Raw genomic sequence first — 16609 nt, 5'->3', positions numbered from 1 at the left:
GGAATCTCACAAAATCAACGAGCTTGCTGTCTCCGTTATTTCTCTGTTTTCTGTATGCTATATGCTATTTTCTGTTTTCGAACATCACCCAGCTCGTTCCTACGGGTGCATCTTCAATTCCTTCCTGATATTTGCTCATCAGGGCATTCCATTGATCGACGCGCGGGTTGTTTTCGGATGTTTTGGGATTAAGATCTTCGAATTTATCGCCCTTCGGGATGCTGATGACCAGCATCAACTGACGACCGCTACGAAACACCAAAAGTTGTTGGAAATTTGCATTGCAAAAGCCTTTCGACACTTCCGGCCACTTCTCGAATTGTGTACGGTGATATTCCATGTATTGCTTTTGCATGGTCGTATCTTTCACCAGATTGGCCGACATAATAATATTGGTGCACTCTTTGGCAACGTCGTCTTTGTCACATTTTTTACGATCGAAAACATAGAACGGACGTTCATACAATTTCACCTGAGTTGAAGGAAAAGATTTCTCCAGATTAGCCTTTACCGCATTGATATCAGTGAAATACGAATAGATCACCCAATGTTTGTTCCATTCGTATACAGAGGTAGTATCCAGCTTATTTTCCTTGCAAAAATTTACAAAATCGGCTAAATGCAGTCGCGAATCACCTTTATTGACAATCTCAATAACCGAAGGATATTGTGTCGATTTTTGGGTGCAACCGGCCAACAACAACACAACAAACAAGAGAAGTGCTCCCCCAACTCCTCTCAGGGAGGAGAATGAAATCTGCTTTACGACCTTTGTTTTCATATTCGTTTCTTCTGTATTTTTGGAATCTCAATTTCTATCTTAATGTGCAATAGCCGATTCAATTGGCATATTGGCACATTAGCATATTGTCAAATTATTGGAACATCTTCTTCAGATAAGCCGCATTGGCACCATAATTCCATTTCACGTTGTGCACATCCTTCGTGTCGCGCGAACGTTCGATGACCAGCCAGCCGCCCCAGCCCATTTTATCAAGCGTTTTCTTGAGTTCCACCATATTAACGGCCAGATCGTTTTGCAACCAGTTGCCATCGGTATTGGTGATATGAATCTGAACAATCCGTTCTTTTCCCAGCGTTTTTAATTCCTTGCAAATATCGCCATTTCTTTTCAAAATCGTAGAAACATTCACATAGCTGCGAATAGACGGAGACGCAACTTTGTCGATCAGTTTGGCCTCTTCTTTGGCCGGCATCGAAGTCTCGATTCCGATGACCACGCCCGCCGCTTCTGCCTTTTTGGCTATCGTCTTCAAACGATCGACCACCAAAGCATACAGTTGCTCATCTTTCTGCATATCGGTAATATTGGTCAACGGAAGGAAGCAATTTTTTACCTTCAGAGCCTTCATCACTTCAATGGTTTCTTCTGTCAACGGCAAATAGTTGTCGCGTTTGGCAAAATTTTGTCCGTAGAAAGCCGACATGGCAATAGAACTGATTTGCAAGCCCAAACGATTACATTCGGCAATAAATTGTTCACGCGTCTTCTGATCGTTCAGTTTGTTTTCAAAGTCAACTTTTTTGCCCAAGCCGCCCATGTCCACTTCAACACCATCAGTGCCAATTTCTTTGGCCAATGTAATGGCTCCCACTTTTTGGCGTTTGAGAATCATCCAGTCGCATACCGACACTTTGTAGCGGTCGGGATTAATCACCTGAATCTCTTCTTTTTCGTTGGCTGCCGGCCATACCCCATCTTCAATTTTGGAGAATATAAGCTTTGCCGGATCAACGGCTACATGTTTGATGGCTTTACGACGCCAAGTGTAGACAATGTGAATGAGTCCGTCAGATGATTGAATAATAGATGGATACGAATATTGGTTGATCGGAGAATCTTCCACCACCAATGCTGCATACCATGTCTTACCGTCTTCCGAGATAGCCAGGTTGAGCGGATTCCGTTCTCCTTTGCCACGCTTCAGGGTATCGTTGGGCAAAACATGATTGTATATCAGGGCAAAACGTCCGTCCTTCAGGGTAACGGCATCTGTTCCCGAGTTGTTGTTTGGCAAAGAAGACTTCTGCATCGGCGACCATGTTTTGCCGCCGTCCTTCGACCACGATTCGCCAATTGCCCTTTCCTGAGTACGGCAAAGGATCTGCAAATCGCCGTTTTTATGAATCAACACGCTGGGCTGAATGGCGTTAATAGTTTTACCATCGTTGATCGGCCCCACGTATTTCCATGTTTTACCAAAATCTTTCGTCGTTTCAAAATGAACCTTCCAGCCTTGATTCTCGGTACTCGAAGGTGCAATCAATGTGCCGTTCTTCAACAATACCGGTTTGTTTTTGATAGGACCTAAAAATCCGTTCGGCAAATCAACCGGCTTCGACCAGGTTTTGCCGCCATCTTTAGACGTAAGCATTTTACCTTTCCAGTCGGCCACATCTTTGCCCACTTTGTAATATAGTTGCAAATCGCCACCGGGCACCTGGTACAATACCGGATTCCAGCAGGCAACGCGCAAGGTGTCGTTGATAATGCCATTGGCAACATTTTGGCCTTGCGTCCATTTGCCGTCTTCAAAGCGACTCACCCAAATACAGACATCAGGATTCTTCTCCTTGGTTCCTCCAAACCATGAAGCAACCAGATGGCCGTCGGTAGTTTCGGCAATGGTAGAGGCATGACTTTCGGGATACGGTGCTCCTTTATTGATAAACTCGTCCACAACGATCCCTTCTCTCCAGCGGTTTTGTGCCTGGCCGTATTTGCAAACGAAGGTATAATCGCCAGAGCCAACCTCAAGGTTAACACGGTAATCTTCCACACGTACAAACTTCAGGCCTTCCACCTGCATAACCGGCTTCCCGCTTTCGGTGATAGCATCTACCGATTCGGCAGGTACCAGCACGTTGGCACGTGTATTTGCAGGAACCACCACATGCCAGGTAAATGTTCCTCCATTTAACATCCATTCGCTCTTGGCCGTGCCATAGGGAGTTTCGGTCGAAGCTTTGGCATAGGTAAGGCTCTCGGTAGGACGCGGTTCCATCCACATCCGTTTGAAACCGGAATAAGTAGGATGATTTTTCAATCCGGCCAAATCACCGTACATCCAGGGAATAAGGTCGCCCAGCAACATCACGTGATTGTGCGAATTCATTCTCGGATTGGCGGTATCGCCGTTCCACAGTTCCCAAATGGTGGTCGCTCCTTTCTCAACCATATAACCCCAGCCCGGGTAATCTTTCTGAGTTGCGATGGTAAAAGCCACATCGGCACGACCGCGTTTGGTCAGTTCGCGCATTAGCCACTGAATACCAATCAATCCCGAACTCAAATGTATTTTGTCTTTGATAACGATTTTGTCGAGCATCTGCTTAAACACAGCATCCTCTTCTTTCTCGGGAACCATGCCGAAAGCCAGCGGCAACACATTGGCGGTTACCGTATTGTTGCCGTACTGATGAGTCGTGGTGTTAAGGAATTTCTTATTGAACGCCTCTTTTACGACCACTGCTTCTTTGGCATATTCGTCAATATCAGCCTCATTACCTGTTGCTTTCGCAAATTTGGTCATCAACTGAAGAAAATGGTAGTAGTAGGCTGTCGACATCAACGCTCCGTTCGTTTGACGAGCTGGATCTACCGAGTGAATCAGCGTGGGGGATTCGGGAGGCATGCACCAATCGCCCGAACGGTCTTTGATTAAAATTCCGTCTTTCAAATAGTTATCGCGCATATAGAACAACCATTTTTTCATGTAAGGATAATGTTTTGCCACTACCTGCGTGTTTCCAAACTGGTTGTAAAGCATATCGGCCACCATCAGATACGTTCCCGGCCAGGTCATGTTGTCGGCATAGTAGGTCATGTAAAATGCCGGCGACATATCGGGGAGCTGACCGCTCTCTTTCTGCGATTCGTGAATGTCATCCATCCATTTCGCATACAATTTTTCGTTATCGAAGATGTAGCTTTCGCCCACGCAACCGGTAGAACGATCGCCCAACCATGGCTGACGCTCGTCGCGCTGAGGACAATCAACAGGCATGCCTTTATAGTTGCCACGAATTCCCCAGTAAGCATTGTGATATATTTTGTTGAGCATCGAATTTGAACTTGCAAACGAACCAACCGTCGCAAACCCGTCATACACCACTTTACCCGCAAAATCATCTACGGTAGGCGTTCCGGGGTAGCCTTTTACCTGAACATAACGGAATCCGTGATAAACAAAACGGGGCTCCCAGCTTTCGAGGCCTTCGCCTTTCATTGTATACACATCGGTTTGTTGAGCCGTACGGATATTTTCGAGATAGAGCGAACCATCTTTCTGAAGGGTTTCCGCAAAACGAAGCGTTATCTTATCTCCCTTTTTGCCCCGCGCCTGCAAGCTCAACCAACCCACCATGTTTTGTCCCATGTCGAGGATATAGCTTCCATCCGCCTGACGGGTAATCGATTGCGGCTTCAACGCCTCATGAACGATCATATTTTCGTTCATCTGAGCTGTAATCAGATTGCTCGGTGCAGGCACGACTTCGGCTTTGTTCCATTTTTTATCGTTGAAACCAACCAGATTCCATCCGGTCAGCTCTTTGTTTGCATCGTACTCTTCGCCGTCCCATTCGTTGTTACTGCGGATAGGACCGTCAGCAGTAAGTTTCCAGCTTTCGTCGCTTACAACCACCGAATGAGTTCCGTCGGTATATTCCACATTGAGCTGGAACAGCATTCTCGGGAAACCAAAAACTTTAATTTTTTGCGGCTTCGTCTTTTGGCGCATATTGAAATAACGCCCGTTACCCAAAATAACTCCCAACGCATTCTTGCCTTGATTCAGTTCCGAGGTTACATCAAAACTGTTGTATTTTGAATCTTGTGCGAAATCGGTCGGACATGGAGCCAACACCTGATTTCCTATTTTCTTGCCATTGATATAGAGTTCGTACATACCCAGACCGACAATGCTTGCTGTTGCCTGTTTGATCTGCTTTTTAGCTGTAGTTGCAAATTCTTTTCGCAGGTAGCGTGCCGAGAGACGGGAATGGAACGATATACTATCCCACGAAGATGCTTTGTCAAGACCGATCCATTTACCTTTCCAATCGCTTTTGGCAAGCAGACCCATGCCCCATTTTGCAGGAGTGCTCCAAACGGTTTCGCCTTTGTTGGTCCAAACCTTCACCTTCCAGTAGCCACGTTGGCCGCTTTTCAGCGCCGTGCCGTTGTAGATAACCTTTGTCGACTGATCGGATTCGACCTTGCCTGAATTCCACAAATCACCCTCTCCGGCTGCCAGCTTTTCGGGCGACGAAGCCACTACAATCTGATAAGCCGTTTGCACAACATTCCGTTCCTGTGTAGTCAATATCCAACCTAATGCCGGATGCTGATTGTCTATCCCGATCGGATCGACCAGCATTTCGGTTCGTAAATTGGTTACTCCAACAGCACCGGCTGTCAGAAAACAGATATAACTCACTATCAATAAAGCAATTTTCTTCATATTATATTTCTATTTGAAACGGATATTTATATTTTGACCCGTTTCAGCACAGCTGGGTTTAATCGGGTTTATTCTTTAACGTTAATATTACAATATGCTTTTCTGATCTTTACTCAGATAAGAAGTTGTAGCATCGGTAATAATCAGCACTTTGTCATTGCCTGAACGGTAACCGCTGGAGTGGAAAAAGGTTTGTTTTGAGTTCTTCAATTCACCAATATACTCCAACGAGCCATCGGATGGGTTCATCCACCAGCCGCATTTCTTTTCGCCCGAGATTTTGGTCAGGTCGCTTTCTATGGGATGGTTGGTATAATTGTAAATCAGCATGTAATCGTTCCCACGGGTTGCTATGACACGTTCATACTGTGTTCCGTTCGTTCCGCTAATTACGCTCTGATCTCCTATCCGATCGAAATATGGAAATGCGAGCACCAGCGCTTTCAGGTATTTCATCTGCTGGCAACCGGCATCGTGAATGGATTCGTACCATGGACGTGTAGCGCCATAAGCAGGTGAATAACCCTGACGGAACATCTGCATAGTGGAGTTGTTGCCGTAAGTATGCCCGAACGAACCGGCAAACACCGACCAGTAAGCATAGCGACGTACATCTTCGGCTTTCCAGCGGGGTTGGGTAAAATCGTGCAACCCTTGCGGAATATCCTCGTACGAAGGTTCGCCATCCAGCACCGGTTTCACGGGTTGAATGGCCTGACTGCGTTCCACAAAACGCCAGTTATCCTCTTCGGTATTCGGCTCAACGGTTAGATCTCCGTCACCTTTTACCTGTCCGTAACGGCGGTGTCCCGACTGAAACATATTGAAATCGAGCCACGAAGCATTGTTGAACCAGGTGGCGGAAGTGGTACGTCCAAAAGGATGATAGGTCATCAGGTGATTTTTGTCGATGCCTTTGATGGTGGTCGCCATAGCTTCCCACACCTCCGGTTTGATGCTGCCCGGCTGATCGCCGCCGATGATCCAGATAACGTTCGGCGCATCTTTGTAGCGTTCGGCTAAGAATTTGCCGTATTTTTTTGCATCGTCAACAGACACGAGTCCGGCCTTCACATTGCCGCCCCACACGCAAACCAGACCGATATAAAGCCCGCGTTTTTCGGCCTCTTTCACAATATAGTCCACATGCTGCCAGTAGTTGTATTCGCCTTTTTTGTCTATGTTCTTAAAATCGAAACCGTTCGGCAAAGCCCACTGTCCATAGGCATTCATCGCATTGATATCGTGCAGGATAGAAATTTGCACCACATTGAATCCGTTTTTTGCCGTTTCGCCCAAAAAGTAGGATGCTTCCTCACGGTTACTGCGTGAAGGCAACAACCAGGCGGTTTCGCCCAGCCAAAAGAATGGCTTACCATTTTCAAACTGAAGAAAACGGTGATTGTCGCTCACTTTTAGTTTGCCGTTTTTCCAGGGAATATCAAACCGGTCTTTCTTTTCCTGAGCGGAAAGCGTTGTCAATAAAAATGTTGCAAAAAGCAATGTTAGAATTCGATTCATGAGAATATTTGTCTGTTAAATTATTTTCCTTCTTTCAAAATCCTTACTGGTCCAATCAGACCCGACGGTGTAATTTTCTTATCATCCAACCTGTAAATCGGGTTGAAGGTGGAGGTGATCCGTTGATTCTCTGGCACCAAGCTATCGCCGATCAAACGGTTGATCCAGGTGTTGGAAACGGCAATCTCGATTTTGTTTTTGCCCGGTTTCAAGACGTTTGAAATATCAACCCGGTAAGGCGATGTCCAGGCAACACCACACGAAACACCGTTTACTTTCACCTCGGCAATTTTCTCCACACGACCCAAATCAAGCCAGAGTCGCTCTCCTTTTCCGATCTTATTTATTTCGACATCAGAAGAATAAACTGCCGTTCCGGAATAATATTTCACTGCCGGATCGATGTTTGTCGTCCAGTCCGTCAAAGTCGAAAATTGTACTGCTTGCTTCGGACCCCCAAATGCCGAGTCAAATTGTACCGACCATTTTTCGGGTAAAGTTTGAACGGTTTTAGTTTCAATCCAATTGGCACCTTTCGCGCTTTCGGTCTGTTTGGTTGGCGTTTGCAACACAATAAACAACGACTCGTAAGCATCCAAGCGCAAAGGCAATTCAGTGCGTCCGTTGCGGATAGTCCACGTACCGGCCTGACGAATCTCTCCCGTCACTGGGTTCCAGATTTCGGGAACGCGACCGCTCACGCACAACGACAAAGAAATTTCCTGTTGCCCGGCTTTCTGATTGGCAATAAAATAGACATCGATTCCCGGAGCCGTCCGGTGATTCCATGCAAAATTGCCCAACGTTTTCCCCTGATTATCTTTCGCAATCACGTCCCGTTCGATGCCTAAAGCATCCAACGTAGGCTTGTCCCAATAGCGAATCACCTTCACTCCCTGCTGTTTCAACTTGCCTATTTGGATCCGCATTTTATCCGACAGCGTGGTATCCGGCATCATTGTATTCTTTTGCGGCAACACCAGCAATTGATAGGATGCTGTAGCCGAAAGATTCAATTTACCATCTGATACTGTAGCCTGATTGAGTAAAGCATCAGGATTCACCGAGTCGTATTTGTAGCCTCTTAACGGATCGACCCAATCGGCAGGATGGGTTGTGTTCACCGAATTGATAATCCCGTCAGGTTTACTCCACATCGGAGCGCCACTGTTTTCAAGACGTTTCTTCTCTCTCGCCACAGCCTCTTCCCCAATCAGTCCGGGTAACGTATTGATTAGTTTTTCAGGGACAATGGCGCGGCGCGGCAACTCTTCACCCGTAAACACGGCAATGTCTATCACCGGTTTTCCGAACTGCAACAACGCCTGACAGCGACGGGTATAGTCGACCCACGCTTTGGCCGGTTTCCACCAGGTTTGCGTAGGCTGAAAGAAAACGCCGGTAGGCCCGAGCGTCATGCCCGGTTTTTTATCGGGAAAAGGATTCTCGGTAAACACATGAAATACAAAACGGTTGACGCCCAGTGCAAAGTTGCGGTCGCCGATCGGTTTGAGCATTGCGGGATATTCGTTCCAGTCCATCCGCAGCGTGGTAAACGCCTCGGCCTGAACAATATTTTTGCCATAGATGTGAGCACCGGAAACCGCCTCGGTCATGTCGGTCGGTTTCTCGTGTGTAGGACTATTCACCCAAAATTCGCCCATGGGCACATCCACAATTTTGTAGTGCAACAGGCCGTCGCCGCTCATCACAGGAGCAGCCGATTCGGCAGAAAATTCGTAGCCATCCTTTTTGCCCAGCGAATCGAGCACCCCGAAGAAATTTTCGTTCGTCAGGTCAGAAATGGTTTGGCGGACATCGTACAGGAACTTTTCGGAAGTTGCAGCATCCTGCACCGGAATTCCCGCCATTGCCGGAAGGTATAGTTTTGGATCATAGCCGCGGCGTTTGATAAATTCGGCACGAAATACCGGCGACCAGTTCTGGCTGCCACTCTCCCAACTATCGACATGGATGCGTTTCAAGACTTTGGATGTCAACTCGTCACCCATCCGGCGACGGATTTCACCGTACCAGTTGTTGAACTGTTGCTTCACAGCCACCGGGTTGAACTTGTCGCACTCCAACCCTTTTCCCGCTCCGGCTGTCATATTCTGATGTCCGGTAGTGGTATAGCCCACACGAAAAATCGTCCAGTTGCCGGCAGGAACCTGCCATGTAAGTTTTCCGTTCTTGTATTTATCGGTAATGTCAATGATCTTATCGAAAGGTACGCAAGCCGAACTTGCCAACAAATTATCCGGTGTTTTGGGTGCAATGCGCCATATTTCACCGTTTTTTCCTTCGTACTGGTTAATGACAGCCGCCGAAGAAAGTTCCAGTTTTTGCAACTTCAGGGTCGGTTTCCATTTCCCCATTTCGTTATCGTCGCTACCGGGTTCAATACCCTCTTTATCAGAATAAAAACGGAAATAGCGCGCCGTCACTTCAGGCACGGAATGCGTATAATCGGCATCAGCATCAAACCAGCCGTTCCGACCGGTACTCAGCTTATAGTACGGTTTGAAATGAACACCATCGTCACTGGTCTCAATCCGCAGGTTATGCGCCCGATAGTTGTACGTTGCGCCGGCAGTCAGGATCGACCGGCAGGTAAACGGCTGTGCAAATTCATATTGAATCCAACACGCAGCATCGCTTTTTAAGGATCCCTTTCCGTTTTTCTGCACCAGAAAAGAAGCATCCTCGCCAGTGCTGGTAGTAATTTTCGGAACAACGGTTTCAGTAGAAATGCCGGTTCCTGTTGGTGATGGAAATGCCAGAATTGCAATCTCTTTGTAATAATTGTGAAGCATTTCCGGTTGTGGAAGCGTATCGGAGAACAAACGTCCGCCCTGCACCTGAGTCTGGCTCCAGGTCACTTTCTGCATCGACATTTCGGGCGTGTTCCATGTTCCTCCGGCGGTAGCAAAACCGTCGCCCGGATGCATGGTGAATTTCAGGCCCAATCGTTCGGCTTCGGTGAATGCACACCGCAACATTTCCCACCAACGGGGAGTAAACGTATCGGCTGCCGGAGCAACGATCGGCGGATTGGTCGATTCCTGAATTGGTACCAGATAGGCACCTTCCAGCCCCATCTCTTTCATTGCTTTCAAATCGGTCTTAATCCCTTCGGGAGTAACTGCGCCCTTCATCCAATACCAAAATACCCAGGGCTTTGCAGATTCGGGTGGGTTATGGAAAATGAAGAACAGGTCTTTATTTCCGGATTTGCGTGGCTGAGCACTTAGCTCCCCAAAAGAAAACAATTCGGAAACAAACACCAATAAAATCGAAACAAAAAACAGGTATTTAAAAAAGCATTTTTGCATATATACGGATTGAAACACAAAAATACGAAGTAAAATTGAGATATAAAGACTATGAATTCAGAAAATTACAGAAAAATAAATAAATCAGACGCGAGTTCCGAAAGTCTTTTCTTTTGAAATTATAAAACAATAAAAAGAAGATGCTTTTTAGTACAGAGAAGAAAATGTCCCGATAACTATCGGGGATTATAACATGAAGTTAGCTTCACTGATTTATCAATTCCATATGCCTTTCATCAACAAAATTATTATCACTGGAAATAAAAAAAAACAGGTATACTTACAAAGCAAATAAATACCCGCAAATATACCTGTCGTAGCCATCAAGATTACCTACTAAACAACCTTAATTCTTACGAGACTTGCAACCTGCCAGAAACAAATCTCTCTTGCAAAACAAACTATCCTTAGCACTAAATGACTACTCTTGCCTGATATCATACATGCATGCTACATATGAGTCATAACCCGTAGATATGCAACAGGCCTGTATGCAAAAATAAACTGATCATTAAACCTTGTCAATTGAAACCCATTAAATAACAACGCCAATGGGTTTCAATTGCTCCGGTAGACTCTGATTAAAATCCTTTGAGATTCAACTTCGTCTATTAATAACCGTTCGTCCCAAATTCGTCAGCATTATTAATCTGAGTCAGGAAGTTATAAGGAATAGGACGATTGTAATGTTTCGTAGGATCAAAGTTTGTAAACGCAGTTCCGTTGTATTTTTTCAATCGGGATTCAAACGCTTTGTTTCTCTTCAACAATCCCCAACGATAATACTCACCACAAAGTTCTCTGGCGTATTCATCAAACACATCATCCATTGTTGCCGTCGTAAGCTGCATGCCGGTAGTTGTATTAAAATCCGAAACATTTCTACATGCACGTTTGCGAAGCACATTCAGGTAATTTGCAGCTGTTGTTCCGTCACCACTGTTGATATGCAGCGTAGCTTCAGCAGCAATCAAATAAACTTCCGCCATACGCATTATCATAATGTTGCCCAACTTTTGCTGGAAATTGGAACCTAACCACGCACCATCAAAATTGTGATTGAATTTCATCATAGCGGGGAAAAGGTTTGCCAAACTCATCGGAGTAAATCCATTTGAACCTGTAACACTCTTGTAAGTACTACCGGTAGGGTCTGCAGCCATATCAAAGAAATCGTCGATGTTCAGGGCAACATATCTACGGGCTTTTTTCTCAGCTACAGTCAACGGCTCTTTACTTAAATAGGCAAAGAAACGGTCTTCATCGGCTGCCAAAGGATAGGGATGCAAGTTTGCATTCGTAGTATCTTTCAAGTCGACAGCCAAACCTGTGTGCGAACCTTTCTTCCAAATTTTTGGAATGTATTGCCAAGAAGCATTTTTAGATGCATTGACCGCATTTACGTCTGCATAAGGATAAATTTTCTCTCCTACGTGAGACGGGTCGATACCATACTTGCTACACATAGCCGCCGTCAGTGTTATTGTTGCGTTGCTATAGCTTACATTTGCAGGTGTTGGAGCACCCGTGCCAAGGCTGGTAATAGCCTGTACACCAGAGTAATTGGCAAAGGCAGTTACAAAGGTATTTTCCCAACGTTTATCGTATTTCGCATTGAAACAATTGATCAGATACTTTGTCGGAGCCAAGAATTGCTGATTACAACGACCATAATAAGCATTTGAAGTATTGGCATTTACACCTTTTTTCAAAAGATCGGTTGTTCCGAATGCATCATCAAATTTAGGGTAATAGTGAAGATAAATATTGGGCTTTGAATTACCGGTAAATACGTCATAAGAAGGATCATACGGATTCACTCCATAAGCTGTAAAAAGAGCTTCTGCATTATTACGGTTGTTACCCGATGCAAATACTTTCTGGAAATCGTCATACATTGTTGCACCATAAGCACTTTGATTGTTAATAAGGCTATCGGCAACCTCTTTTGCACGTACCCAGTAGGATTTACTACCTTCGGAAAGTCCTTCGCCGGCACCTTGTGCATACACACGCGCTAAAAGGCCAAGGGCACTTTTCTTGGTAACGCGGGCTGCATTATTATCATACGGTGTCACAGGAAGATTATTGAATGCAAATCTTAAGTCAGATACAATCTGTGAATACACTTCGCCCACACTATTGCGTTTGGGAGTCAGACTTTTTTCTGCCTTGTCATCCAAAATTAAAGGAATTGATCCAAACTGAGTTACCAGCACCGAATAGTAGTATCCTCTCAAAAGTTTGGCTTCGCCTACTAAACTTTTAATATCAGAAGACGCGCCATCTTTGAGCTGAGCAGATAAGCGGATCGTTTTATTGCAATCGTTTATTGAGCCGTATGCATACACCCACACTCCATTTACGGAGCCGTTCGTTGTAGTGAATTGTTCATACGCTAATAAATCTTTGTACATACTGTGAGTGCCGTATGAAAAGGTCCATAGATCAGTTCCTGCTTCTGACACAATGCCATAGTTCAAACCAATCAACGATCCCCAAAGGCCTGTATAACAGTTTGATTGATAAGATTTCCAGCCACTGAAATTACTCAGTACATTTTCATCTGACAAAGCAGACGGGTTATATTCATTTAAACTGCATGCACTTAGACTTAATGCCAGAGACAAACCGAATGTGCATTTTAGCAGTAGGCTTTTTATATTGATAGTTTTCATACTATAATAATTTTTTATTTATGCAGCATGGAACTCCGTGTTGCCATAAAACTCACAATAGTCTCGCGTTTTATGATGCAAAATATTCGTTCCACGATGCGTTGTAATGTTTTAGCAATCAAAATGTCACGTTAAGACCCACAACAATTTGTTTTGTAAGAGGATAGCTGAGAGACCCGTTCATTTCAGGATCATATTGCTTCAACAAATGACTTTTTGAAAGTACCAGCAAGTTTGTCACTGTTCCATATAATCTGAATTTTTCTATCGAAAGCTTTTTGACCAAGCTTGAGGGTAAAGTATATCCCAGAGTGATATTTTTGAGCTTAAAGAAAGATCCGTCTACATAATTCAACCCCGAGAAGCCCAGCATATTTGAGCTGGTTGCCAGATAATTCATCACTGGAAAGTCATTGGATGGATTTTCGGGTGTCCAATAATTGAAGCTCTTCGGAATGGTTCTTGAAGGACTTGCATTGGTTGCAAAGCCGTTTGGTTGATACCATCCCATCATGTTATAGCTGATTTTTTGTCCCCATCTCATATACATGTAAACACTCAAATCGAAATTCTTGTATTTAATGCTGTTTTGGAATCCAAGCGACCAGTCGGGAGAATTGTGGCCCAGAATCTGATAATCTTTGCTGCTATAAGTATATTTTGCAGTTGCAGCCGTAAGAGCTGAATTGTACTTCTGTGCTGCAGTAAGGTTTGAATAGTAGTATGTTTGAGTTCCATCTGCCGCAGTTTTTACAAAGACACCATCTTCAAGTTTGTTCATGCCCGGAACATTCACTTTCAAATCACCGGGTCTTACACCAAATACTGCTGCATCTTGTTCCTGACCTATTTGCCATACTCCGTCCAACTTGTAGTTGTAGTACGAATTAACTGGTTGTCCCAGCGCAAGTGTATAGGATCCATTCGCAATATAGTTATTGGCAGCACCGGTCAGTTTCTGAATTTTCTCTTTGTTGGTTGAGAAAGTAACCGAGGAGTTCCATTCAAAAGCTTTCGTTGCAATATTGCGGGTATTTAATGTTAGCTCAAATCCTTTGTTTTGTGTTTGACAAACATTGAGGTTGGTTTTATACAAAGCTCCGGGAGTATAAGTCCCATAAATTGCCGGCAAATTAACCGCATAAATCACTCCGTCAGTTTTTGTTACGTAATAATCCATAGATACATCGACACGGCCATTAAGCAGCATTGCATCCAAACCGACGTTGGTATTGTTGGATTTTTCCCATCCCAGGTCAGGATTGGTAATGTATTGTGACGAACGGTAGATGGATTGTGTGGTACCTCCGAGCGACATATTGGTACTCTGCAAATTTTGTACTGATGTATACGGATCTAATTTAGCAGTACCTGTAATACCCCATCCTAGTCGTAGTTTAAGGTTATCTAACCAATTCTTTGAAAAAGCCATGAATTTCTCGTCAGAGATTCTCCATGCGGCCGACAATCCAGGGAAATTATCCCATTGTTTTGTTTCATATAGAACCGAAGCACCATCGTGACGAATCGATGCAGAAAAGAGGTATTTACCCAAATAAGAATAGTTAACACGACCAACAAAAGCCATCGTTTTCTTCATATCATATGAAGAAGAAGAAGTGGTATTTACATCATTGGTAAAATTGTACCATTTGAAATTATTTGATAAGATATTACTCTGATACATAGCTGTATTCAAATCCTGGTTATATCCCCAGGATGTAACACCTGTCAATGTAATATCGTGAACTTTGGCAACTTTGAAGTTGTAGGTTAAAATATTTTCCCAATTGTATCCATACGCACGATTTTGTGTAATTTGTGCTTTAGCGATCTGCCCGTTGTTATAAGTGTAGTTTACCGAGCCGATGCCATCAAATGAATAGTTGTTCGAATAGAGCAGATAGGTTCCCAAGCGAGATAAAATGCTTAAGCCTTTAATGGGTTTGATTTCTGCATAAGGATTTACATACAGTTTCAGATTATTATCCGTATTTGCATAAACATCTGGCTGATAGTTGAGCAGAAGATTATACACGTTATTACCAAGGTTTGTGTTCAACGTTCCGTCAGCGTTGCGTGTTTTAACAAGAGGGTCGGTTGTCAATGCATTTTCTAACTTATCCTGAGCTCTATTTCTTGTTGCGTAAGATATTTGCGCATTACTCCCTATTGAAAACCATTTTTTTACAGAGTGATCCACCTTCATGTTGGTTGAATATATCTTAAGATCATCTCCCTTATATTGCCCCTTTTCGTCATTATAGTTGAAAGAGATATACCCCTTTGTCTTTTCATTTCCACCGGAGATACTTAAACTATAATTCTGAGTACCTGCGCTTTTACGCAAAAATTCTTTTGCCCAATCGACATAATTACCTTCCTTATAGGTAGCATAACGGGCCGAGCCAAAAATGGTTTCATCATCAGCTTCCGAATGCCAAATGGCGCCGGTTGTAGTCCATTTGCTATTGGTAGCATCCCATACATAGCTGTAAGCATCGCGTTTTGTCTGTAGATAATCAGCTCCGGTGCGCATCTGCGGGATAACCGACCATCCGTTATAGCCATAATAAGCATTCAACTCTACATTTATCTTTCCGGTTTTAGCCTTTTTGGTGGTAATGATGATAACACCGTTTGATCCTGCCGATCCATAAACTGCTGTAGAAGATGCATCTTTGAGCACTTCAATGGACTCAATATCATTCGGATTCAGAGTTGAGTAGTCACCGGGTAAGCCATCAATTAAGAATAAAGGATCTCCACTTGCAGTGATAGATCGTGTACCACGCAACTGAATAGTTACACCAGCACCGGGTTCCCCTGATGTGCGGGTAATATCCAATCCGGCAACTTTTCCCTGAAGAGATTCTGCCGGGTTAGAACCTGGACGTAATGTTATATCCTGGCTTTTTACGGAAGATACAGCTCCTGTAAGGTCTCTTTTCTTGACCGTTCCGTAACCTACTACAACAATTTCGTCAAGCTTTTTGGTACCTTCAACCAGAGTCACTAGCATCGGAGATTGTCCGACTGTAACAGTCTGGGATAAATATCCTATATAAGAAAAATTAAGAGAGGAATTAGCAGGAGCTGAGAGAGAAAATTTACCTTGCACATCGGTAATGGTACCTACTTTTGCATCACCTTTAAGTTGAACGGAAACACCTATCAACGGTTCTCCGTTTTGATCTTTTACAGTTCCGCTTACTGTTCGCGTTTGCGCCAATAAGCTTATTGAGAAAAGAGTCGTCATACAGAATATGAGACTCAATCTGACAACAGACGTAGCTGCTGATCGTGTTGTTTTGTGTAATTTCATGTGTTCATTTTTTTATAAAGTCACTGGAATTTGCGTAACGGAGACAATTCTAAAAAGAAAATCCGTCTCCGATAATCATGCTCAGTTAACCGGCGCCCCGGTTTGAGTTGATTGTTTTACCCTGGTTAGTTGATAAAGTAATTTCTCATGTACTCATAGGCAGGAATAATTTGATTTTGGTTATATTTCATTTCAGCACATTCACTTATTCTAATTCTATGGGCCTTCCTTGTAAATATTTCTATAACGCAAGTGTTATATTTA

At 44.0% G+C, this 16609-nt stretch carries 5 protein-coding genes and 2 pseudogenes; all 7 read right to left on the bottom strand.

The window, feature by feature from the left end; genetic code table 11:
* Positions 1 to 64: 64 nt before the first annotated feature.
* The 7 genes and pseudogenes from PJIAN_RS04060 to PJIAN_RS04035 all read right to left on the bottom strand — a co-directional run bounded on the left by PJIAN_RS04060 (position 65) and on the right by PJIAN_RS04035 (position 16345).
* Entirely contained in the window at positions 65 to 781 is a 717-nt protein-coding gene (locus tag PJIAN_RS04060; protein ID WP_068702250.1) for an L-rhamnose mutarotase, read from the bottom strand.
* A 94-nt stretch (positions 782 to 875) separates the two neighbouring features.
* Positions 876 to 1592: pseudogene (locus PJIAN_RS15100) on the bottom strand (sugar phosphate isomerase/epimerase family protein); the annotation flags it as partial.
* Positions 1593 to 1739: 147 nt separating this feature from the next.
* A pseudogene (locus tag PJIAN_RS04055) lies at positions 1740 to 5486 on the bottom strand (family 78 glycoside hydrolase catalytic domain); the annotation flags it as partial.
* Positions 5487 to 5573: 87 nt separating this feature from the next.
* A complete protein-coding gene (locus tag PJIAN_RS04050; RefSeq protein ID WP_068702248.1) occupies positions 5574 to 7007 on the bottom strand; it encodes a glycoside hydrolase family 140 protein in 1434 nt (477 codons plus the stop codon).
* 20 nt (positions 7008 to 7027) lie between these two features.
* Entirely contained in the window at positions 7028 to 10342 is a 3315-nt protein-coding gene (locus PJIAN_RS04045; RefSeq protein ID WP_068702246.1) for a glycosyl hydrolase, read from the bottom strand.
* Positions 10343 to 10953: 611 nt separating this feature from the next.
* Positions 10954 to 13020 (bottom strand): RagB/SusD family nutrient uptake outer membrane protein, encoded by a 2067-nt coding sequence (locus PJIAN_RS04040; protein ID WP_068702244.1) that lies wholly within the window; start codon positions 13018 to 13020, stop codon positions 10954 to 10956.
* Between the two features lie 118 nt (positions 13021 to 13138).
* Positions 13139 to 16345: a SusC/RagA family TonB-linked outer membrane protein gene (locus tag PJIAN_RS04035; protein ID WP_084252247.1), complete on the bottom strand. Its 3207-nt coding sequence runs from the start codon at positions 16343 to 16345 to the stop codon at positions 13139 to 13141.
* Positions 16346 to 16609: the final 264 nt, after the last annotated feature.

The sequence above is a fragment of the Paludibacter jiangxiensis genome (assembly GCF_001618385.1).
GTDB classification, from domain to species: domain Bacteria; phylum Bacteroidota; class Bacteroidia; order Bacteroidales; family Paludibacteraceae; genus Microbacter; species Microbacter jiangxiensis.
This window is presented reverse-complemented; position numbering and strand designations above follow the sequence as displayed.